The sequence below is a fragment of the Putridiphycobacter roseus genome (assembly GCF_003234935.1).
Classification (GTDB): Bacteria; Bacteroidota; Bacteroidia; order Flavobacteriales_D; family Crocinitomicaceae; genus Putridiphycobacter; species Putridiphycobacter roseus.
Genome location: NZ_QKSB01000003.1, coordinates 236,926 through 257,910, shown reverse-complemented (window position 1 = coordinate 257,910; position 20,985 = coordinate 236,926). Strand labels below are relative to the sequence as shown.

Below are 20,985 nucleotides of genomic sequence, written 5' to 3'. Positions count from 1 at the left end.
GTAAGTGCATTTAATCTAAATTACCTTTATACAACCATGAATTATTTAGATTTTATATTACTGGTCCCTGTTTTAATTGGCGCTTGGAAAGGTTTTAAAAAAGGGTTTATTATTGAAGTGTTTACCTTGTTGGCATTGTTTGCTGGCTTATATGGTGCGGTGCATTTCACCGATTTTATGGCTGAAATTTTAAAAGATAAATTATCTTTAAATTCTGAATATTTACCGATTGTTTCTTTTGTCGTAACTTTTTTACTGGTTGGTGCAATGGTATACTTTTTAGGGAAAATGTTGGAAAAAGCCATTTCTATGGTTGCTTTGTCTACCATTAATAAATTTGCAGGTCTGGTTTTTGGAGGACTAAAAATGTTGTTGTTGTCTTCAGTGATAGTGATCGTTTTAGAGGCGATAGATGAGAAAAATAAATTTCTATCTAAAGAAATTAAAGAAACTTCTTTACTATATGAACCTTTAAAGAAGATGAATTTTACGGTAATACCAGCAATTGAAGAAAGTACCTTGTTCCAAAATAGATTTAACTTATTAGATTTACTTAAATCAGATAAGTAATGGATCCATTAAATGAATTGATACTTGCCATAGAAAAAGCTGGACTTTGGGAAAGTGAAAAAACATTTCAACGAAATGAATTTGTTAAAGTAAATGGACAAATAGATTTAAATATATATTTTATTGTTACAGGCTGCTTGCGTATTTATATACAAGACGAGTCGAATGAACACACTATTCGATTTGGCTATCCGAAAAATTTAATTGCAGCTTTAGATTCCTATTTATCTGAGGCACCGAGTGACTTAGTAGTTCAAGCAATACGTAAAACAAAAGTGAAAATTATTTCTAAAGGCAAATTTCAAGCTTTAATTCAATCTTCTCCCGTTTTACATTTGTTATGGCAAAACCTTTTAGAAGCTTTAATTTTTCAGCAATTAGAAAGAGAAAAAGACATATTAATCCAATCTCCAGCTAAACGTTATGCACGTGTTTTGGCAAGAAGCCCACAATTGTTTCAAGAGGTCCCAAATAAATACATTGCTTCTTATTTGAGAATGACACCAGAGACTTTATCTCGATTAAAAAGATAGTCAAATTCTTGATTTCAATCAATGTTTAAATTGCTATTTTAGAGGATATTTGTATAAAAAAATATGCGAATTTCTAATTTAGTATTAATCGAAGAATTAAAGCTGTTGACCTTAAAAGCGATTGAATCTGCAACCCAATTATCAAAGGAACCACTTGAAAAATTACAAAAAAAAGAAAATCCCACAACATGGTCGGCTTTAGAGTGTATAGAACATTTAAACCGTTATGGGGACTTTTACCTGCCGGAAATAAAAGCGGTAATGCTACCCGATAAGCAAAGTGCTATTGAAATATTTAAAGCGGGTTTGCTGGGGAATTATTTTGCGAATGCCATGAAAGTAAAACCCAAATTAAATAAAATGAAAACTTTTCAAAATATGAACCCAAATCAGTGTTCGTTGAATAAAGATGTCTTGGTCGTTTTTTTAAAGCAACAAGCAGAAATGTTAGATTTATTGAACCAAGCAAAAACTTATAATTTAACTAAACTAAAAACTAAAATTAGTATTTCAAAATTCATCAAACTACGTTTAGGCGATACTTTTAGGGTAGTTGTCTACCATAACGAAAGACACTTATTACAAGCTAATCGGTACTTTTTCTCTTAATGAAACAGGGGGGTAAATTCCGGCTATTTTTATATATTTTAACTACCTTTAAAAGCAATAAATTAGCCAAATTACACCATAAATGTATAAATATTTTGTTTTATTGGGCGTATTATTACTTTTTCCATGGAAGCAATTACTTGCTACTGAAGATAGTTTGATAAAGGTTTGGGAAAATCCTAAAAATCATGATACGCTGAGATTCGAAGCATATAAAAATTATATATGGGAGACTTATATGTTTACCAATCCCGATACCGCACTTGTTCTTTCTAAAGAATTATACGATTTAGCTGAAAAAAAGGCCATTTCAAAATATATGGTTGCCGCATTAAATCACCAAGCCGTGGCATATTCCATCTTGGGACAAACAGATCAGTCATTGGTACTTTATGCGCAATCATTATCGTTGGCTATGGAAAATCATAACGAAATTGGTGCAGGGGTAATCTACTCTAATATGGGTGTAATATATACCGATCGTGGGGCGTATAAAGAAGCCGCAGAAAATTATTTCAAAGCTTTAAAAATTTTTGAAAAAAAAAAGGATATCACTAGAATTGGCAGGTTATACAATAATTTAGGCGTATTATATAATTCTCAAAAAATATACCATCTTGCCATTAAGTATTACGAGGAGAGTTTAAAAATAAAAGAAACGCTCAAAGACCCAAAAGAAATTGGCGGTGCTTATTTAAATTTAGGTGCCGTATATGGTAATTTAAAAGAAAGTGAAAAAGCTAAAACCTATTATGAGCAAGCTTATTTTTACTTGAAAAAAGCAAAAGATCTTGTTGGTTTAGGTAATTATTATTTAAATATTGGACAATTGTACGATAAAAGTGGGGAGTACAATAAAAGTTTAAATTCTTATTTAAGAGCATTGGAATTATTCACACAAGTAAATGATGTGGTAAAGATTACCATGACGGAAATATATTTGGGTGGAAATTACAATAAACTAGAGGAAAAAGACCTAGCGCTAATGCATTTGGTAAGTGGGATTGAAAAAGCAAAGCAATACCAAGTCCAGTCTATGGAAATGATAGCAGCCCAAGAACTATACCTCGTTTTTGATAAGGCGCAAGATTATGAAAAAGCATTGACTTATTTGGACTTATATCACCAAATAAAAGATAGTTTAAATTCGGCTAAAAACCAAGAGGCAGCTTTGAATATGAAGTACCAGCATGAATATGATAAAAAAGCCATTATGGATAGTCTGGAATTTGCAAGAATCCAAGGCTTAAATATTTTAGAGATTGAGGAGCAAAAAGCTGCTTTGGCGAAAGCAAGGACGCAACAAATTGCTATGTACGGTGGAATTGTACTTTTACTTGGTTTGGGATTAGTGATGTACCGAAGTTATCGCACAAAGAAAAAAGCACACGATATCATCAATAAACAACACCAACTTTTGGCCCAAACACATCAAGAAATTAAAGAAAGCATTGATTATGCAAAACGATTACAGAATACAATTCTACCCAATGACCTAACCTTATTGGAACATTTCCCCAATCATTTTGTATTGTTTAAACCCAAGGATGTGGTGAGTGGCGATTTTTATTGGTTTGAATACATCAAAGAAAAAGATTTAAGAATAGTAGCTGTAGCGGATTGTACTGGTCATGGTGTACCTGGAGCTATGGTAAGTCTGGTATGTGCTACTGCCTTAAACCGTAGTGTAAATGAATTAGGGATTTCAGACCCAGGTCTGATTCTAGACATGACAAGAAAATTAATTATTGAAACATTTACCAAAAGGAAGCAGTATTTAAGGGATGGTATGGATATTACTATTTGCTGTTTGGATGCCAATAACTTATGTGCATATTCAGGAGCCAGTAATTCACTTTGGCATTTCTCAAAAAAAGCATTCGACCAAAGGAATGAATCGGCATTGACAGAGCACCGTGTGGATAAACACTCGGTTGGATGGACCGAAACATTAAAACCATTTAAAACCCAAACTATTCAATTAGGTAGTGGAGACTATATTTATTTACAAACTGACGGATTCGTGGACCAATTTGGGGGACCAAAAAATAAAAAGTTTAAAAAGAAACCTCTAAAGGAATATCTGCTAAGTATTACCACTAGAGATCCCTTGACACAAAAAGAATTACTCCTACAAAAATTTAATAATTGGAAAGGAAGCGAAGAACAGGTAGATGATGTTTGTATGATGGGAATTAAAGTTTAAATAAAGTTACCTTTTATTTTGGACAGGTAAATGCTTGGCGTTAAATGCACTTGTTGACTAATTAAAAAATGAGTATTATTTTCCTTATACTTCAAATCAAAGCTTAATCCCCTTCACTAAAAATGATTACTTGCTAATTCATTCATTTTCATGGTTCCATGTTTTTTTAATTGGGTATGCCAACTAAAGGTGTCTTGTAAAATATGCGGGGTATGTCCGCCCAATGCGTAGGCTGTCTCAAAATAATCTAATAACTGATCCTTATAATCTGGATGGACACAGTTTTTTATAATTAGCCTAGCTCTTTCTGTTGGCGCTAATCCTCTAATGTCCGCTAATCCTTGTTCTGTTACCAAAATATCAACATCATGTTCGGTATGATCGGTATGTGAAACCATAGGAACAATATGTGAAATCTTACCTTCTTTTGAAATGGAGGGACAGGCAAAAATACTGAGATAACCATTTCGAGCAAAATCACCAGAACCACCTATACCATTCATCATTTTAGTACCCGAAATGTGTGTTGAATTTACATTGCCATATATATCAAACTCAATGGCTGTATTAATACCTATTACGCCTAAACGACTGATAACTTCCGCTGCGTTACTGATGTTTTGCGGTCTTAGCATCAATTTATCTTTGTATTGATCAAAATCATTAAAAACCTTTTCAGCGCATGATTCTGTAATGGTAATGGAAGAAGCAGAGGCAAAAATGAGTTTTCCTGAATCAAAAAGTTCAAATGTACTATCTTGAAGTACTTCTGAATACATGGTTAAGTTTTTAAAATTACTATCCTTAAAACCAGATAAAATGGCATTGGCAGTTTTTCCAATTCCTGCTTGTAATGGTAATAATGACTCGGTTAATCTTCCTTCCGCAACTTCCTTGTCTAAAAATTGAAGAATATGACCCGAAATTGCAGTTGTTTTCTCGTCAGGAGCAGAAATAATAGCTGGACTATCTGGTACTTCTGTAAAAACAATGGCAACAACTTTTTCAGGGTTAATTTTTATATATGGGTCTCCAATTTTTGTGTCGGATTGTAAAACAGGAATAATTTCTCGGTTGGGTTGTTTTTTTAAGAGTTTTATATCATGAATTCCAGCCAAACTTTTGGGAAAAGAACCATTAATTTCTATGATGATTTTGTCTGCCATCTCAGCAAAAATTGGAGAGTTACCTACCGAGGTCGTAGGTATTATATATCCTTCTTCTGTAATGGCTAAAGCCTCAATAATGGCTACATCAATTTTAAAAGTATCAATGTTTTGAAGCATGTCCGCAGTTTGGCCTAAGTGTTGGTCTACATATAATACTTCATGGTTGTTTATCGATTTTCTTAAGGTAGGGTCGGCTTGAAAAGGCATTCTTTTATAAAGGGCGCCATTTTTAGCTAAATCTGCATCCGTATCATACCCCAAGGATGCACCGCTCAATACGGTAAGTTTTAATTCTTCATGTAGTGCTCTTTCTGCAACTTTTGGCAATACAGTTTTACTGTCTCCCGCTTTTGTAAAACCACTTACCCCCAAAACATGGTGGTTTTTTATTAATAAAGCAGCTTTTTCAGGTGACTGAATTTTATCTATATAGGCTTGGTATTTAATTCTTTGCATAGCGGTTTTTATTTATTGACTGTGGGGTTAAATATTTTATATTTTGGTTTTTATCTGTCTGGTGTATTATGTTTTTGTTAAGAACGATTGGCAATTTATGCAAGATATTTAATGTCTATTTGTTTAAAAAAGACAATTATTTATTAATTTAGGACAAACTAAATTTTCAATATGATTTTATTATGAATAGCCAATACTATTTAACGGAAGTAGATAAAGACCCGAAAAGTATATTTTGTTATTATAATTTAAAGGGCGAAAACTTTATTGAACTCCATAGTCATAGTAAAGGACAGTTTTTATATACTGAGGGTGGCGTAGTGTTTATTAAAACAAATACAAGTGAGTATTATTTACCAGCAAGACATTATATGTGGATTCCATCTCATGTAAAACATGCTATTTATCCAAGTTCTCCCAAAGTAATCATGAAAAATATATATTTTCCTGAAAATTTAAATAGTGCTGATTTTTATAAAAAAGAGGGTATTTATCCCATCAATAATTTATTGATGGAATTGTTGTTATTTACCGCGAATTGGAAAGGGGATATTACCTCAGGTCAAAAAAATAAATTTATCATTTTTAATGCTTTTAAAGCAATTTTAGAAGAATCATTTTCTACTTCCTTACCAATAGAGCTCCCACACCCAAAAGATGGTAGATTAATAGCAATTGTTAATTACCTAAAAGAAAGCATTCATGAAGAGCATCTATTGCCTAAACTAGCTGCTAAATTTAGCATGACGGACAAATCAGTATATCGCTTATTTAAAAAAGATTTTGGCATGTCTTACATTAAATATTACACACAACTTAGAATTTTTAAGTCTTTAGAATATTTAGTGAATTCAGATCATAACATTTCGGAAATTGGTAGTATGGTTGGTTATAATAGCCTACCAACCTTTAGTAATACTTTTACTAAAGTGATGGGGAAACGGCCTTCGGAATACAGAAAATCAAATGAAATATACGCCTAATACATTTTGAAATCAGACTTGTATTTTTATGTCAATTTTTTATTTCCTTTTTCAATTGTTTTGTTGGTAAAATGGGTTTTAAAACATTTTTTGAATGTGTAGGAAAGAATAACAGGCAAGTAATAAGGTGTTTAAATCTAAACATATTATTTGTTTTTATACAATGTTTCTAAAATTTACAATAGATTTGTCATCTTGAAAAACAGTAATACATATCAAATCTCTAAGGTGCAAATTCAATTTGCAACAGATATGCTGCTTCCTATTTCTATTAGGATGGAGAGTGCTAATAGGCGAATTTTAGCCTAATTTATTTTTATGCATAGTCATTGGCTATACGGATTTTATTAAAAAAAAATCAAACTTCAATTTTCTTTTTAAATAGCACCTTTTACATCATGAATGTAATTATCACTTTGGCGGATAAGCGCCATTTTCATCATGCAGAAACTATCTGTAATATGATGTCTGAAGCGGCCTTAGTACGTGGGACTGGTATTGCTAAACGACAGCCAGAATACATCCAAAAAAAAATGGAGGAAGGCAAAGCTATCCTTGCATTAGATAAAGATATACCAGTCGGATTTTGTTATATTGAAAGTTGGGAAAACGAAAAGTATGTCGCTAACTCGGGACTCATTACACACGTTAACTACCGAAATACAGGTTTAGCTAAAGCCATAAAAAAAGCAACTTTTGATTTATCGAAGCAAAAATATCCCAATGCTAAACTTTTCGGCATAACCACAAGTATGGCGGTCATGAAAATCAATTCTAATCTAGGCTATAAACCCGTCACTTTTTCGGAATTAACGCAAGATGAAAAATTTTGGGATGGCTGTAACAGTTGTCATAATTATGATATTCTACAACGGACCAATAAAACTATGTGTATTTGTACCGGAATGGTCTGCGATTTAAAAGCGATACCAGCTAAAGGAAAAGTTCATCATATAGGGAAAACACATACTTGGAATAAATTCACAAAATTTTTAAAACTCAGAAAAATACGCATCCAAAAAAAAGCAAAGCAATTTCCTAAACTCAATAATTTTATCAATAATGAAAAATAAAAAAGTAGTACTAGCATTCAGTGGTGGTTTAGATACTTCCTACTGTGTTAAATATTTAAAAAATGAAAAACAAGTAGAGGTCTACTCGGCGATTGTAAATACGGGAGGTTTCTCTGAAATGGAATTGATAGAAATTGAAGAAAAAGCTTTGCGTCTAGGTGTAAAACAACATGTTACTCTCCAAGAAACGGAAGCGTATTATGATAATATCATTAAATACTTGATTTTTGGTAATGTACTTAAAAACAATACCTATCCTTTATCTGTTAGTGCTGAACGTATTTACCAAGCCATTGCTTTAGCTAATTATGCTAAAACGGTTGGAGCTTCTGCCATTGCTCATGGTAGTACAGGTGCAGGGAATGATCAAATTCGATTCGATTTAATCTTTCAGTTGATAGCGCCTGAATTGGAAATTATTACACCTATTAGAGACCAACAATTGTCTCGTAAAGCAGAAATAGATTATTTAGCACAGAATGGGGTTGGAGTAGATTGGGAAAAAGCACAATATTCTATCAACAAAGGGCTGTGGGGGACAAGTGTTGGCGGTGCAGAAACGTTAACCTCTAACTTACCTTTACCTGAAGTAGCATTTCCAAGTCAATTGACTGAAACTGTGCCCAAGATAATTACCATTGAATTTGATAAAGGCGAAATTTCAGGTATAAATGGTGAGGAGATGAAACCGGTAAAAGCCATTCAAACTTTAGAAAATATAGCCAACAAATATGCGATTGGGAGAGATGTGCATGTTGGAGATACCATTATTGGAATTAAAGGAAGGGTCGGTTTCGAAGCTGCAGCTGCAAGTATTATTATTAAAGCACACCATACTTTAGAAAAGCATACGCTTTCAAAATGGCAATTGCATTGGAAAGAACAATTAGGTAGTTGGTATGGAATGTTTATTCATGAATCACAATACTTTGAACCTGTTATGCGAAATATTGAAGCTTTTTTGCAAGACACGCAAGAGAATGTTTCTGGTTCAGTTTCTATAGCATTACACCCATACCGTTTTATCGTACAAGGCATAACTTCTAGTCACGATTTAATGACGCCTGATTTTGGTGCTTATGGAGAAATTAATAAAAACTGGAGCGGCGAGGATGTTAAAGGGTTTACTAAGGTTCTAGCAAATTCAATGCAAATTTTTAAACATGTAAACGCAAAAGGATGATTCAAATAGGTATTATAGGAAGTGGTGGATATGTAGCAGGTGAATTAATTCGTTGCTTAGTATACCACCCAAATGTGCAGCTTAATTTTTTATACAGTACTTCACAGGCAGGTAGAAAAGTAGCAGAGATACACGAAGATTTATTTTCGGCGGATAATCTTGTTTTTACAGCTGTAATTAATCCCAATGTAGATGTTGTTTTCTTATGTCTTGGTCACGGAAATTCTAGTAAATTTTTAGTCGAAAATTCATTTTCGGACAAGACAGTAATCATAGATATGAGTAATGATTTTAGACTGGATAAGGATGCTAATTTTCAAGGGAAAGATTTTGTTTATGGATTGGTAGAACTAAATCAATCTAAAATAAAAAAAGCCAAATATATTGCAAACCCAGGTTGCTTTGCAACGGCTATTCAATTAGGATTACTTCCCCTTGCAAAAGCTGGATTATTGAATGACGACATACATGTAAATGCGATCACAGGGTCCACTGGCGCTGGACAATCCTTGCGTGCTACTTCTCATTTTACATGGAGAAATAATAATGTATCCATATATAAAGCTTTTAAACATCAACATTTAAATGAAATTGGGGAAAGTATTTTATCCTTACAAAAGGAATTTAAGCAGGATATAAATTTTATTCCTGTTCGTGGTGATTTTACCCGCGGAATATTTGCGTCCATGTATACTAAATCTGAAATGTCTGAAGAAGAATTAATGGATTTGTATTCGAATTTTTATCAAAATAATAAGTTCACTTTTATCAGTAATAAGACGATTAACTTAAAACAAGTAGTCCATACGAATAACTGTTTAATTCAAGTTCAAAAAATCGAGAATAAGGTACTCATAACCTCCGTAATCGATAATTTATTAAAAGGTGCTGCTGGACAAGCTATCCAAAATATGAACCTCATTTTTGGATTAGAAGAAAATACTGGACTAAATCTAAAAGCAAGCTATCACTAAAAAATCAAAAAGAATGAAATTATTTGACGTATACCCGAGATTCGACATCACACTGACTAATGGAAAAGGGGTTTATATTTATGATGATCGCAACGAAGAGTATTTAGATTTATATGGAGGACATGGCGTAATTTCAATTGGACATGCTCATCCTACTTATACCCAAAATATAAAAGATCAATTGGATGCCATAGGCTTTTATTCCAATGCTATACAAATGCCGATTCAAAACGAATTGGCTTTAAAACTAGCGGAACAAAGTGCTTATCCAGACCATGCCTTGTTTTTATGTAATAGTGGAGCAGAAGCAAATGAAAATGCCCTTAAATTAGCTTCCTTTCATACCGGTAAAAAGAAAGTTATTGCATTTAAAGGTAGTTTTCACGGACGGACTGCTGCTGCTTTGAATGTGACCGATAATGCAAACTTATCGGCGCCAATTAATACCGATAACTTCCCCGTTGAATTTATTGTACTGAACGAAGAAGAAAGTCTGGTAAATGCCTTAAAAGCAGAAGATGTTTGTGCCGTAATTGTAGAAGGAATTCAGGGGGTTGGAGGTCTGGATGCGCCCACAGAGGACTATTTTTTGTTCTTGTCGGAAACCTGTAAACAATATGGTGTTTTACTTATTCTGGATGAAATTCAGAGTGGAATGGGGCGGACGGGTAAATTTTTTGCCCATCAATATGCCAATATTAATGCCGATATTATTACTATGGCCAAAGGTTTTGGGAATGGTTTCCCAATTGGTGCTTTACTTATCGATCCAAAAATTAAAGCTAAGCCAGGTATGCTAGGGACAACATTTGGTGGGAATCACTTGGCTTGTGCAGCAGGTATTGCTGTTCTGGAAACCATTAAAAAAGAAAATATCTTGACTAATGTCAAAGCGGTATCGGAATATCTCATCCATGCATTAGAAAGTATTTCAGCCATTAAAAGAATTAAAGGAAAAGGTCTGATGTTAGGGATAGAGTTTGATTTTCCAATCCGAGATTTACGCGCCCAATTATTAAAGGAATACCACATTTTTACAGGTGCCTCTGCTAATCCTAACTTATTGCGTATCCTGCCACCATTGGGGATATCAAAAGAGGAAATTCAACCCTTTATCCTTGCATTAAAAGAAATATTATCCTAGCATGAAAATTTTTAGAATATGAAAAAATTCACCTCAATAAAAGATATTACTGATATCAACGAGCTGCTCACTCTTGCAAAAAATCTGAAGAAAAAACCATTTGAATTTAAGTCTTTTGGAGCAAATAAAACCTTAGGGTTGCTTTTCTTTAATCCAAGTTTACGTACCCGTTTGAGTACGCAAAAAGCTGCCATGAACTTAGGTATGCAGGTAATGGTGATGAATATAAATGCGGATGGCTGGCAAATGGAACTGGAAGACGGCACTGTAATGAATACGGGCAGCCAGGAACATATAAAAGAAGCTGCTGCTGTTATTTCTCAATATTGCGATATTATAGGCATCCGTACCTTTGCTTCCTTGCGTGATAAAGTCGGAGATTATGAGGAAGAAGTACTTAATAAGTTCATTAAATATGCCCTAGTCCCAGTTATTTCTTTAGAAAGTGCCATTTTACATCCATTGCAATCTTTTGCAGATTTAATTACTATAGATGCTGTTAAAACCAAGATTAAACCCAAAGTTGTATTAACATGGGCACCACATCCAAAAGCACTTCCGCAAGCTGTTGCCAATTCATTTGTGGAATGGATGCGGAATTCCAATGTAGATTTGGTGATTGCAAATCCGGAAGGTTTTGATTTAGCACCACAATTTACAGCAGGTGTTAAAGTGCTGCATAACCAAGACGAAGCCTTGATGGATGCGGATTTTGTATATGCAAAAAACTGGTCGTCCTATACGGATTACGGGAAAATAGGCATGGCGCTTGAACATTGGATGATTACAGGTGAAAAAATGGAGCTGACCGATAATGGAAAGTTTATGCACTGTCTTCCTGTGCGTAGAAATGTAGTAGTGAGTGATGGGGTAATCGATTCAGAAAATTCATTGGTATTACAACAAGCAAATAATAGAACCTATGCGGCACAAGCTGTTCTCTTAAAATTATTACAAGATGAAAAATAAATTGGTGGTAATAAAGATTGGTGGTAATATTATTGATGATGATGCTGCATTAGCTAGTTTCTTAACGGATTTTTCACAACTTAAACAAGATAAAATACTAATTCATGGAGGTGGGAAAATTGCCACTAGACTCAATGATAAATTAGGAATTAAAACCATAATGAATGAAGGACGGAGAATAACTTCCTCCGATAATTTGGATACCACCACAATGGTTTATGCTGGTTTAATTAATAAAAAAATAGTAGGTAAACTGCAAGGGTATAGCTGTAATGCACTTGGTTTGTCGGGTAGTGATGCCAATTGTATTTTGGCTACAAAACGACCATCAACGCCCATTGATTTTGGATGGGTAGGGGATGTAGTATCCATTAATAATACGACCATTAATTTGTTTCTTGAAAATAATATCACACCTGTTTTCTGTGCGCTTAGTCATGATGGAAATGGCCAATTATTAAATACTAATGCCGATACGGTCGCTGCTGAGATTGCCGTTGCCATGAGTGATGCATATGATGTAGAATTAATTTATTGTTTTGAAAAAAAAGGTGTTTTGATGGATGTCCTTGATGAAGATTCCTTAATTCAGACCATTAATAGTCAAGATTATGCTTGTCTAAAACAGAAGAAAATTATTAACGAAGGAATGCTACCTAAAATGGAAAATTGCTTTTATGCCTTAAATAATCATGTGAATAAAGTAATTATTGGTAACCCAAAAGTGATTAGTGATCAAGGGTACTTGTGTACTACCTTAATACTTTAAAGCATGAAAAATAATATAACACAACAAGCCATTGATTTACTTGTAAAGCTTATTCAAACGCCCTCTTTTTCTGGAGAAGAAAACCAAACAGCTAACCTTATTGAAGCTTGGTTAACGGACCGTGAAGTCGAAACCAATCGGCACCAAAATAACATTTGGGCAAGCAATAAATACTTTGACAGCGATAAACCAACCATCTTACTGAACTCTCATCACGATACGGTAAAGCCAAATAAGGCTTATACAAACGATCCTTTTGAGGCAAAAAGAATAGCAGGGAAACTCTATGGCCTGGGTAGTAATGATGCGGGAGGATGTTTGGTTTCTTTAATGGCCTTATTCATTCATTTTTATAAGCAAAAGAATTTAAAATACAACCTCCTAATCGCGGCTACTGCAGAAGAAGAAATCTCGGGTAAAAATGGCATTACAAGTATTTTAAAAATCCTTCCTAAAATAGATTTTGCTGTGGTTGGCGAACCTACTGAAATGCATATGGCAGTTGCAGAAAAAGGATTAATGGTGTTGGATGGATATGCGACTGGGGTTTCGGGACATGCAGCACATGAAAATACCGAAAATGCCATTTATAATGCATTAGAAGATGTGGATTGGATGCGAAACCATCAGTTTCTAAATGAATCGGAAACACTTGGAAAGGTAAAAATGAGTGTGACGCAAATAAATGCAGGAGCGCAACATAATGTAGTGCCGGCAACTTGTCATTTTGTTGTCGACGTGCGGGTGAATGAATTGTATACCAATCAAGAAATTTTTAATACAATGCAGGAACACACAAAAAGTAATTTAATAGCACGTTCTTTTCGCTTAAATTCTTCTTCTATTCCAGTAACACATCCAATTGTAAAAGCTGGAAAAGCATTGCATCTAAAAACATATGGTTCTCCCACTATATCCGATCAAGCACTTTTAACCTGCCCTTCTGTAAAAATTGGTCCAGGAATTTCTTCTCGTTCGCACAGTGCCAATGAGTTTATTATGATTTCAGAAATAGAAGAGGGCATTCAATTATACATTCAAATTTTTAACCAACTACTTTAAAATATACATAATGAAACTTTGGGATAAAGGATATACAACAGATAATTTAGTGGATCGATTTACGGTGGGTAATGACCGGATTTTAGATTTAAAATTAGCAAAACATGATATTGCAGGCAACGTGGCACATGCAAAAATGCTGCATAAAATAAATATTTTAACGGAGTTAGAATTAAAAGATATTTTATCTGGTTTGGCACAAATTCAAGAAACAATAGACCTGGGTACTTTTACTATTGAAGAGAATTTTGAAGACGTTCACAGTAAAGTGGAGTTCGAATTGGTAAAATTGATTGGTGATGCTGGAAAAAAAATACATACGGCCCGATCAAGAAACGATCAAGTGCTAGTGGATCTTCATTTGTATGTTAAGGAGGAAATAGAGCGTATCATATCTTTGACTTCTGGTCTATTTGATACCTTATTAAAGCTTGGAGAAAAGTATAAAAATGTACTCATCCCTGGTTATACCCATATGCAAGTTGCCATGCCTTCCTCCTTTGGCTTGTGGTTTTCGGCTTATGGAGAGAGTTTAATTGATGATGTAATTATGTTAAAAGCAGCACATAAAATAAGTGACCAAAACCCTTTGGGGTCGGCGGCGGGTTACGGTACCTCTTTTCCTATAGACAGAAGTATGACCACAGAATTATTAGGGTTTGAAAGTATGAAATACAATGTAGTTGCCGCTCAATTGAGTAGGGGTAAACTCGAAAAAACCACGGCATTTGCAATCGCTTCTTTAGCAGGAACCTTGTCTAAATTATCGGCAGATGTCTGCTTATATATGAGTCAAAATTTTAATTTTTTGGGTTTTCCTAAAGAATTAACAACAGGTTCCAGTATTATGCCGCATAAACAAAATCCAGATGTTTTTGAATTGATGCGCGCAAAATGTAATAAATTACAAAACATGCCTTCTGAAATTATGATGATTACCAATAATTTGACCAGTGGTTATCACCGAGACTTTCAATTGTTAAAAGAAAACTTAATGGTTGGCATAGATACCATGAAGGATAATTTAGAGGTATGTAATTTTATGTTGCAACAGGTCATCATAAAGGACAATATATTAGATAACGATATCTACGATTACTTGTACAGTGTAGAAGAAGTAAATAAGTTAGTGCTTAAGGGCATGACTTTTCGAGATGCTTATCAAAAATTGGGTAGAGAGATAATGAAGGGTGATTTTAAACCCGATAAAAAAGTGGAACACACACACGAAGGTAGTATTGGGAATTTGTGTTTGAAAGAGATTAAGGCGAAATTTAATAAGCTATAATTACTAGTTTTTTTTTGCCTCAAAGGAAAAGGGGGAGAAAGTTTCTTCCTACTCCCTTAAAGAAAGTGATGGATTAAAATTTGGTATAAATTTTTTATCTTACCCTAGGTAAATGATAACACAATACTATCATATTACGGTATGATACTCTTTTATTGGATTGCTTATATTTATATAAAAAAAATTACGCTTATCTTTTGACTGAATTAAGTATCCATAAATTATGTATATTTATTTATTTGTAAAATTTCATATTTATTCATTTTAAAGTAGCCTTATTACACATGCATGATTTACCTATAAAACGACTTTTAGTAGCTAATAGAGGAGAGATAGCTATCCGTATTTTTAGAGCAGCGACAGAACTAAAAATTAGAACTGTTGCACTTTACACTTTTGAAGATAGATATTCATTACACCGATATAAAGCGGATGAAGCTTATCAAATTGGTCCCGACGAAGAACCTTTAAAACCTTATTTGGATATTGAAGAAATTATTCTCTTGGCGAAAAAACAAAAAATTGATGCCATTCATCCCGGCTACGGTTTTTTAAGTGAGAATGTAACATTTGCTAGGCGTTGTAGAGAAGAAGGTATTAAGTTTGTTGGACCTTCACCAGAGTCTATGGCACAATTAGGCGATAAGGTAGCAGCAAAAATAATTGCAAGAGCTGCTGATGTCCCTGTTATTGAAGACAGCCAAATTGAAATGAATGAAGTCAGCAATGCTTTAAGTGAAGCCAAAAAAATAGGCTATCCCATTATGGTGAAAGCAGCTGCTGGAGGTGGTGGCAGAGGCATGCGTGTAGTGCGTTCAGACGAAGAATTAAGTAAGGCTTTTACCGAAGCCAAAAATGAAGCACAAAAAGCGTTTGGAATTGATACTATTTTTCTAGAAAAATACATTGAAAATCCTAAACATATAGAAGTACAATTACTAGGGGATGAGCAAGGTAACTTAATCCATCTGTATGAAAGAGATTGTTCAGTGCAACGTAGATTTCAAAAAGTAGTAGAGGTCGCTCCAGCACCTTCTTTAAAACCCGAGACTAAAAAAAAGTTGTACGATTATGCCATTAAAATAGGTAAGCAAGTTGGTTATTATAATGCCGGAACTGTAGAGTTTCTATTGGATGCTGAAGAGAATATGTATTTTATTGAAGTCAACCCAAGAATACAGGTCGAGCATACGATAACGGAAGAAGTAACCGGAATAGATATTGTGCGAACTCAAATATTAATTGCAAGTGGATTGGAATTGGCGCACCCAAGTATTTTTATTACTAATCAAGAGGATGTAAAATTACAAGGGTTTGCTATTCAATGTAGAATAACGACGGAAGATCCGCAAAATAATTTTCAACCCGATTATGGGACCATTATCGCTTATAGAAATGCAGGTGGTATGGGCATTCGATTAGACGAAGGAAGTTCATACCCTGGGGTTACAATTTCACCATTTTTTGACAGCATGTTGGTGAAAGTTTCTGCATGGGGAAGGACTTTGAGAGGAGCAGCAGAACGGCTAGATAGGGCACTCATTGAATTTAGAATTAGGGGGGTAAAAACCAATATTCCATTTTTACAAAACGTGGTGCAACATCCCGTTTTTATCAATGGAGAACAAAATGTTGGTTTTATAGAAAATCATCCAGAATTATTTATTTTTAAAGCCAGAAAAGATAGGGCTACAAAAACTTTAAAATACATTGCGAATACCATAGTAAATGGTAATAGCGACGTAAAATTTATTGATCCTAATAAAACTTTTAGGATGCCTAAAGTGCCCGCTTTTGACAAGTCAGATGTGTATCCAAGGGGAACAAAGGATATGTTGAACGAAATGGGGGCGGATAAATTTTGCCAATGGATGAAAAATGAAAAGCAAGTATTGTATACCGATACTACTTTTAGAGATGCGCATCAATCGCTTTTAGCTACAAGAGTCAGAACAAAAGACATGTTGGCTGTAGCCGAAAGTTTTGCTAAAAATCATCCTGAAATTTTTTCTATGGAAATTTGGGGTGGAGCCACTTTTGATGTTTGTATGCGCTTCTTAAAAGAAGATCCTTGGATGCGTTTGCGCTTATTGCGCGAAGCAATGCCAAATGTTTTAACCCAGATGTTATTGCGGAGTAGCAATGCGGTTGGTTATACCGCTTATCCTGATAATTTAGTGGCCAAGTTTATTACTAAAGCAGCAGATAATGGCATGGATATTTTTAGAATTTTTGATTCTTTAAATTGGACCAAATCTATGGCTTTAAGTATTAAAACAGTGCGTGAAGAAACTAATAGTATTGCCGAAGCATGTATCTGTTATACTGGGGATATTATGGACCCGGCTAAACAAAAGTTTAACCTTCAATACTATGTCGACTTAGGGAAGGAGTTAGAAGATATGGGGGCGCATATCATAGGAATAAAAGACATGGCTGGTTTGTTGACACCCTATGCTGCAGAAAAATTAATTACCTCCTTAAAACAAACGGTTTCTATTCCTATTCACCTGCATACGCACGATACTTCCTCCATTCAGTCTGCCACTTATTTAAAAGCAATCGAAGCAGGGGTAGATGCTGTTGATGTTTCTTTAAGTAGCATGAGTGGATTGACCGCTCAGCCAAACTTTAATTCTATGGTGCACTTGTTAAAAGGACAGGAGCGCGGAAACAATATTAATATCGGAAAATTAAATGAGTTTTCTAATTATTGGGAAGACGTAAGAGAATTGTATTATCCATTTGAATCGGAGTTAAAAGCAGGTACGGCACAAGTGTATGAAAATGAAATTCCAGGTGGACAATATTCTAACTTGAGACCGCAAGCTAGAGGACTTGGTATTGAAGATAAATTTGAAACCATTAAGGAGAACTATAAAATAGCAAATGATTTATTTGGTGATGTGGTAAAGGTTACACCTTCAAGTAAGGTGGTTGGGGATATGGCAATGTTTATGACGAGTAATGGATATACCAAAGAGGATATTTTAACCAAAGGTAAAGATTTTGCTTTCCCGGACTCTGTGATTAACTTTTTTAAGGGAGATATTGGTCAGCCTTATGGTGGTTTTCCAGCTGCTTTACAGGCGATAATATTGAAAGATCAAGTTGCTTTTACCGACAGGCCAAATGAACACCTAGAACCGGTAGACTTTGATAAGGAATTTAAGGAATTTCAAAATGAATTTGGTAAACATAAAACAGATTTAGACTTTTTGAGTTTTAAATTATACCCAAAAGTATACCGAGAATTTCATGAATTTAATGAGGTGAATGGAGATGTTTGGGTAATTCCAACGCAGACCTTTTTTTACGGTATGAAACAAAATGAAGAAATTTTAGTCGAAATTTCACATGGTAAAAATATCATCATTAAATTCTTAAATATTACCGCGCCTGATGATGCTGGTAATTGTCAAGTGTATTTTAAATTGAATGGTCAAAATAGACACATCCAAGTGAAAAATGAAAGCTTAGATATTGAGACCAAAACCAATAGAAAAGTCAGCAATGAAAAAGAAATTGGTGCGCCTCTTCAAGGTAAACTGACCGGTATTCTTGTCAAAATAGGTGATAAAGTCAAAAAAAATAACCCCTTATTTTTAATCGAAGCTATGAAAATGGAAAGTACTGTTGTAGCACCTATGGATGGCGTAATTAAAGTGGTTGTTTTATCGAACAATGAAATGGTACATCAAGATGACGTTGTAATTGTTTTTGAATAATTTTATAAACGCTGTAAAATAACATAGGAGTGGTCTTTTCTTGGAGGATTTTTGTCTTTTTTTACGCTATAATTTAGCCGATAATTAAGGAAAGGATGCGTTATGCTGATTTACGTATGTAATTCGACCAGTAATTTAATACCCTATAAAAATGGAGATAGATCTACCTAAAAATAGTATTTAGTGGATAGGTGTTGATATCCGTTGATGAAAATTGGATAGGTAATAGCATAGCTTAAACCATTTGTACGTATAGTTTAAAATTCCAGAGTTTTATATTTCTTCAATATTGTGCGACCCTAAACTTCACTTGCTAAAAATAAGCGAGTGAAGTTAGTTGGGTTGTATCTGTCATGTTTTTGGTAAACAGACAAGCGCTACTAGGGGAGTTAAAAGAAATATAGGTTTTGAATAAATCCTATTTACCATGTACTTCCTACTAAATGAAGCCAGAAGTAAACGCAAAAAACTGAAAACTCTAAAAAATATTTTTGAGGGAATTAAAAATTATCATGATTAACTTGGGCTTCAATAGTTGGTCACTATAATAAATTATAGACATAATAAATAAGCAGTAAGTGCCTCTTTCTCTACTTTCGTTAACTTTAATCCCAATACTAAATTGAAAAACTCCACGGTATCGTCTAGAGTAGGTAGCCGATCATCATGTAAATAAGGAGGAGAATCTTTAATGCCTCTTAAAGAAAAAGTTTTGATTGGCCCTTCAGGTCTACCAATATAAAACCGTTCTACTTGTAGGTCGTGCAAATAATCATCTACAAAAGCGGGACCACTGTGGCATGTAATACATTTGGCTTTACCATTAAATAATTTTTCACCTAATAATTCTTGCTCTGTTGCTTTCTCCGGAATTAATTGATTCATGGCGTCTAACTTAGGAGCAGGAGGGAAATCTAAAATGGCATTAAAATCACCCATTCTATTGGCTACCACTTTTTGAATTGCTCGGGGTCCAATTTGTTGCATCATTGCAGGGTCTCCATCAAAATACTCCTCTACTTCAGCAAAATGGTCCATACTCCTGATGGAACGTTTTGAGGCAAACTGCATCATGTTATAGTTACCTCTCATAGATGGTGTACCAACACGTAGTCGAGACAACTGAGGTCTGCTATCAGGAGCTAACTCAAAGGCACCGTTTGTGTGACCGTTTACGTGACAAGAAAAGCAAGCCACACCAGTACTAGGTTCAACGGTTACCCTGTGTGTTGTCTGGTTAAACCATCCAGTTGGACTAGGTCTTAGTAATTCTTTTAAACCTTCTAGCTGCTCAGGGGTCAATAACCCATTGAATATTTCAAAATAGTTAGAAAATGTAATTTCCCTTCCGTTGGTGACATCCCCTAATTCTTTATGCGTGGTTAAAAACATAGGCGCAGGAAACTCTGGTAAATAAGCCTCTGGATAGTCATGGTCTAAATCCATTCGTACATGTTCAGGATGCGCTTTATTCCATGCATCAGGAAAGACCATGTGTGCAGTAGAGGCCAGGGGATGCGCTAAAGGTTTAAATGGAAATAAATCTCTATACTTAATCTCTTCAGGACTTAGGTTGGCAAGTTCTTCATAGGTATTAATTCCTTTTGGTAGTCTTGAAACTGGTCCCTTCATGATTTTCTTTCTGCCACCAGACATGAATACTCCTGGAAAAGCTTCTTGTGAAAAATTATACCTTGAATGCATATAGGCATCAATGTCATGCATTAAGGCAGGTTTTCGCTCCTGATTAAAGGCTAACCATGCGTTCCATTCCATAGGTAATTCTGCATTCGAAAAGGAGGATTTGTCTTTTCCACCGTATCTCCATAAATCAAAAGGAGTTCTGTCGCCATCTTTAAATTCAGGAAAAGGAAGCAATGAATCTATATGTCCAGCGCCTAAGCCATAATCAGGTTCAACGTAATTTTCAATTACAATACCTGAAGATTGTAATAAAAACGACCCACTTTTAAATACTTGAAAACTGAGAAGAAGTAAACTTCCAGTGGCGATAAATAAAATTAAATATTTTTTTTTCATACATGACATATTAGTATTCTTGAAAAAGCAATGCTAAACGGACAGCTTATTGAATAATAAAACAGGTTATCTGACGATACTTTACCTAGAATTTTTAAACACTATTAAAGTGTCGGCTTTTTGTATGCTTTCCTATTACAAATTTATAAAAAACAATTTATTTTCATCATGTTTTTGCGCAATTTTAAATACTTTAATTCATTGATATCAGATGATTGACTTTTTTTTG

16 protein-coding genes are annotated in these 20,985 nt (G+C 34.3%); 14 read left to right on the top strand and 2 right to left on the bottom strand.

Annotation, left to right across the window (positions count from 1 at the left end):
- Positions 1 to 36: 36 nt before the first annotated feature.
- From DNU06_RS07535 to DNU06_RS07520, 4 genes are all read left to right on the top strand, one after another.
- Positions 37 to 570 (top strand): CvpA family protein, encoded by a 534-nt coding sequence (locus tag DNU06_RS07535; protein WP_146239179.1) that lies wholly within the window; start codon positions 37 to 39, stop codon positions 568 to 570.
- Entirely contained in the window at positions 570 to 1,103 is a 534-nt protein-coding gene (locus tag DNU06_RS07530) for a Crp/Fnr family transcriptional regulator (RefSeq protein WP_111062632.1), read from the top strand. The genes DNU06_RS07535 and DNU06_RS07530 overlap by 1 nt, the downstream gene beginning before the upstream one ends.
- 63 nt (positions 1,104 to 1,166) lie before the next feature.
- Entirely contained in the window at positions 1,167 to 1,712 is a 546-nt protein-coding gene (locus DNU06_RS07525) for a DinB family protein (RefSeq protein ID WP_111062631.1), read from the top strand.
- Between the two features lie 82 nt (positions 1,713 to 1,794).
- On the top strand, positions 1,795 to 3,918 hold the full coding sequence (locus tag DNU06_RS07520; RefSeq protein ID WP_111062630.1) for a tetratricopeptide repeat protein: 2,124 nt from the start codon (positions 1,795 to 1,797) through the stop codon (positions 3,916 to 3,918).
- A gap of 116 nt (positions 3,919 to 4,034) precedes the next feature.
- Here the strand turns inward: DNU06_RS07520 and DNU06_RS07515 are convergent, their stop codons facing one another.
- Positions 4,035 to 5,543, bottom strand: a complete 1,509-nt coding sequence (locus tag DNU06_RS07515; protein WP_111062629.1) for a succinate CoA transferase — start codon at positions 5,541 to 5,543, stop codon at positions 4,035 to 4,037.
- Positions 5,544 to 5,725: 182 nt separating this feature from the next.
- Here DNU06_RS07515 and DNU06_RS07510 point away from each other — a divergent pair, with 182 nt between their 5' ends.
- From DNU06_RS07510 to DNU06_RS07465, 10 genes are all read left to right on the top strand, one after another.
- Positions 5,726 to 6,526: an AraC family transcriptional regulator gene (locus tag DNU06_RS07510; RefSeq protein WP_111062628.1), complete on the top strand. Its 801-nt coding sequence runs from the start codon at positions 5,726 to 5,728 to the stop codon at positions 6,524 to 6,526.
- A 398-nt stretch (positions 6,527 to 6,924) separates the two neighbouring features.
- Positions 6,925 to 7,599 (top strand): GNAT family N-acetyltransferase, encoded by a 675-nt coding sequence (locus tag DNU06_RS07505; RefSeq protein WP_111062627.1) that lies wholly within the window; start codon positions 6,925 to 6,927, stop codon positions 7,597 to 7,599.
- Positions 7,589 to 8,782: an argininosuccinate synthase gene (gene argG, locus DNU06_RS07500; protein WP_111062626.1), complete on the top strand. Its 1,194-nt coding sequence runs from the start codon at positions 7,589 to 7,591 to the stop codon at positions 8,780 to 8,782. The genes DNU06_RS07505 and argG overlap by 11 nt, the downstream gene beginning before the upstream one ends.
- Positions 8,779 to 9,756 carry an N-acetyl-gamma-glutamyl-phosphate reductase gene (gene argC / locus DNU06_RS07495; RefSeq protein ID WP_111062625.1) on the top strand — a complete coding sequence of 326 codons (978 nt, stop codon included), beginning with the start codon at positions 8,779 to 8,781 and terminating at the stop codon, positions 9,754 to 9,756. Before argG ends, argC begins: the two co-directional genes overlap by 4 nt.
- A 13-nt stretch (positions 9,757 to 9,769) precedes the next feature.
- Positions 9,770 to 10,900, top strand: a complete 1,131-nt coding sequence (locus DNU06_RS07490) for an aspartate aminotransferase family protein (RefSeq protein ID WP_111062624.1) — start codon at positions 9,770 to 9,772, stop codon at positions 10,898 to 10,900.
- An 18-nt stretch (positions 10,901 to 10,918) separates the two neighbouring features.
- The gene (locus DNU06_RS07485; protein WP_111062623.1) at positions 10,919 to 11,869 is read left to right on the top strand and encodes an N-acetylornithine carbamoyltransferase; all 951 of its coding nucleotides are present in this window, start codon (positions 10,919 to 10,921) and stop codon (positions 11,867 to 11,869) included.
- Entirely contained in the window at positions 11,859 to 12,638 is a 780-nt protein-coding gene (gene argB / locus DNU06_RS07480) for an acetylglutamate kinase (protein WP_111062622.1), read from the top strand. The genes DNU06_RS07485 and argB overlap by 11 nt, the downstream gene beginning before the upstream one ends.
- A gap of 3 nt (positions 12,639 to 12,641) precedes the next feature.
- A complete protein-coding gene (locus DNU06_RS07475) occupies positions 12,642 to 13,700 on the top strand; it encodes a M20 family metallo-hydrolase (RefSeq protein ID WP_111062621.1) in 1,059 nt (352 codons plus the stop codon).
- Between the two features lie 10 nt (positions 13,701 to 13,710).
- Positions 13,711 to 14,988: an argininosuccinate lyase gene (argH, locus tag DNU06_RS07470; RefSeq protein ID WP_111062620.1), complete on the top strand. Its 1,278-nt coding sequence runs from the start codon at positions 13,711 to 13,713 to the stop codon at positions 14,986 to 14,988.
- 284 nt (positions 14,989 to 15,272) lie between these two features.
- Positions 15,273 to 18,716, top strand: coding sequence for a pyruvate carboxylase (locus DNU06_RS07465; protein WP_111062619.1), 3,444 nt, complete (start codon positions 15,273 to 15,275; stop codon positions 18,714 to 18,716).
- Positions 18,717 to 19,268: 552 nt separating this feature from the next.
- Here the strand turns inward: DNU06_RS07465 and DNU06_RS07460 are convergent.
- On the bottom strand, positions 19,269 to 20,756 hold the full coding sequence (locus DNU06_RS07460; RefSeq protein WP_199399000.1) for a cytochrome C: 1,488 nt from the start codon (positions 20,754 to 20,756) through the stop codon (positions 19,269 to 19,271).
- Positions 20,757 to 20,985 lie beyond the last annotated feature (229 nt).

Coding starts and splice junctions, on each gene's coding strand:
- DNU06_RS07490 (WP_111062624.1), top strand. CDS start 9,770: ATGAAATTATTTGACGTATACCCGAGATTCGACATCACACTGACTAAT.
- argH (WP_111062620.1), top strand. CDS start 13,711: ATGAAACTTTGGGATAAAGGATATACAACAGATAATTTAGTGGATCGA.
- argB (WP_111062622.1), top strand. CDS start 11,859: ATGAAAAATAAATTGGTGGTAATAAAGATTGGTGGTAATATTATTGAT.
- DNU06_RS07505 (WP_111062627.1), top strand. CDS start 6,925: ATGAATGTAATTATCACTTTGGCGGATAAGCGCCATTTTCATCATGCA.
- argC (WP_111062625.1), top strand. CDS start 8,779: ATGATTCAAATAGGTATTATAGGAAGTGGTGGATATGTAGCAGGTGAA.
- DNU06_RS07465 (WP_111062619.1), top strand. CDS start 15,273: ATGCATGATTTACCTATAAAACGACTTTTAGTAGCTAATAGAGGAGAG.
- DNU06_RS07475 (WP_111062621.1), top strand. CDS start 12,642: ATGAAAAATAATATAACACAACAAGCCATTGATTTACTTGTAAAGCTT.
- DNU06_RS07515 (WP_111062629.1), bottom strand. CDS start 5,543: ATGCAAAGAATTAAATACCAAGCCTATATAGATAAAATTCAGTCACCT.
- DNU06_RS07525 (WP_111062631.1), top strand. CDS start 1,167: ATGCGAATTTCTAATTTAGTATTAATCGAAGAATTAAAGCTGTTGACC.
- argG (WP_111062626.1), top strand. CDS start 7,589: ATGAAAAATAAAAAAGTAGTACTAGCATTCAGTGGTGGTTTAGATACT.
- DNU06_RS07530 (WP_111062632.1), top strand. CDS start 570: ATGGATCCATTAAATGAATTGATACTTGCCATAGAAAAAGCTGGACTT.
- DNU06_RS07520 (WP_111062630.1), top strand. CDS start 1,795: ATGTATAAATATTTTGTTTTATTGGGCGTATTATTACTTTTTCCATGG.
- DNU06_RS07535 (WP_146239179.1), top strand. CDS start 37: ATGAATTATTTAGATTTTATATTACTGGTCCCTGTTTTAATTGGCGCT.
- DNU06_RS07460 (WP_199399000.1), bottom strand. CDS start 20,756: ATGAAAAAAAAATATTTAATTTTATTTATCGCCACTGGAAGTTTACTT.
- DNU06_RS07485 (WP_111062623.1), top strand. CDS start 10,919: ATGAAAAAATTCACCTCAATAAAAGATATTACTGATATCAACGAGCTG.
- DNU06_RS07510 (WP_111062628.1), top strand. CDS start 5,726: ATGAATAGCCAATACTATTTAACGGAAGTAGATAAAGACCCGAAAAGT.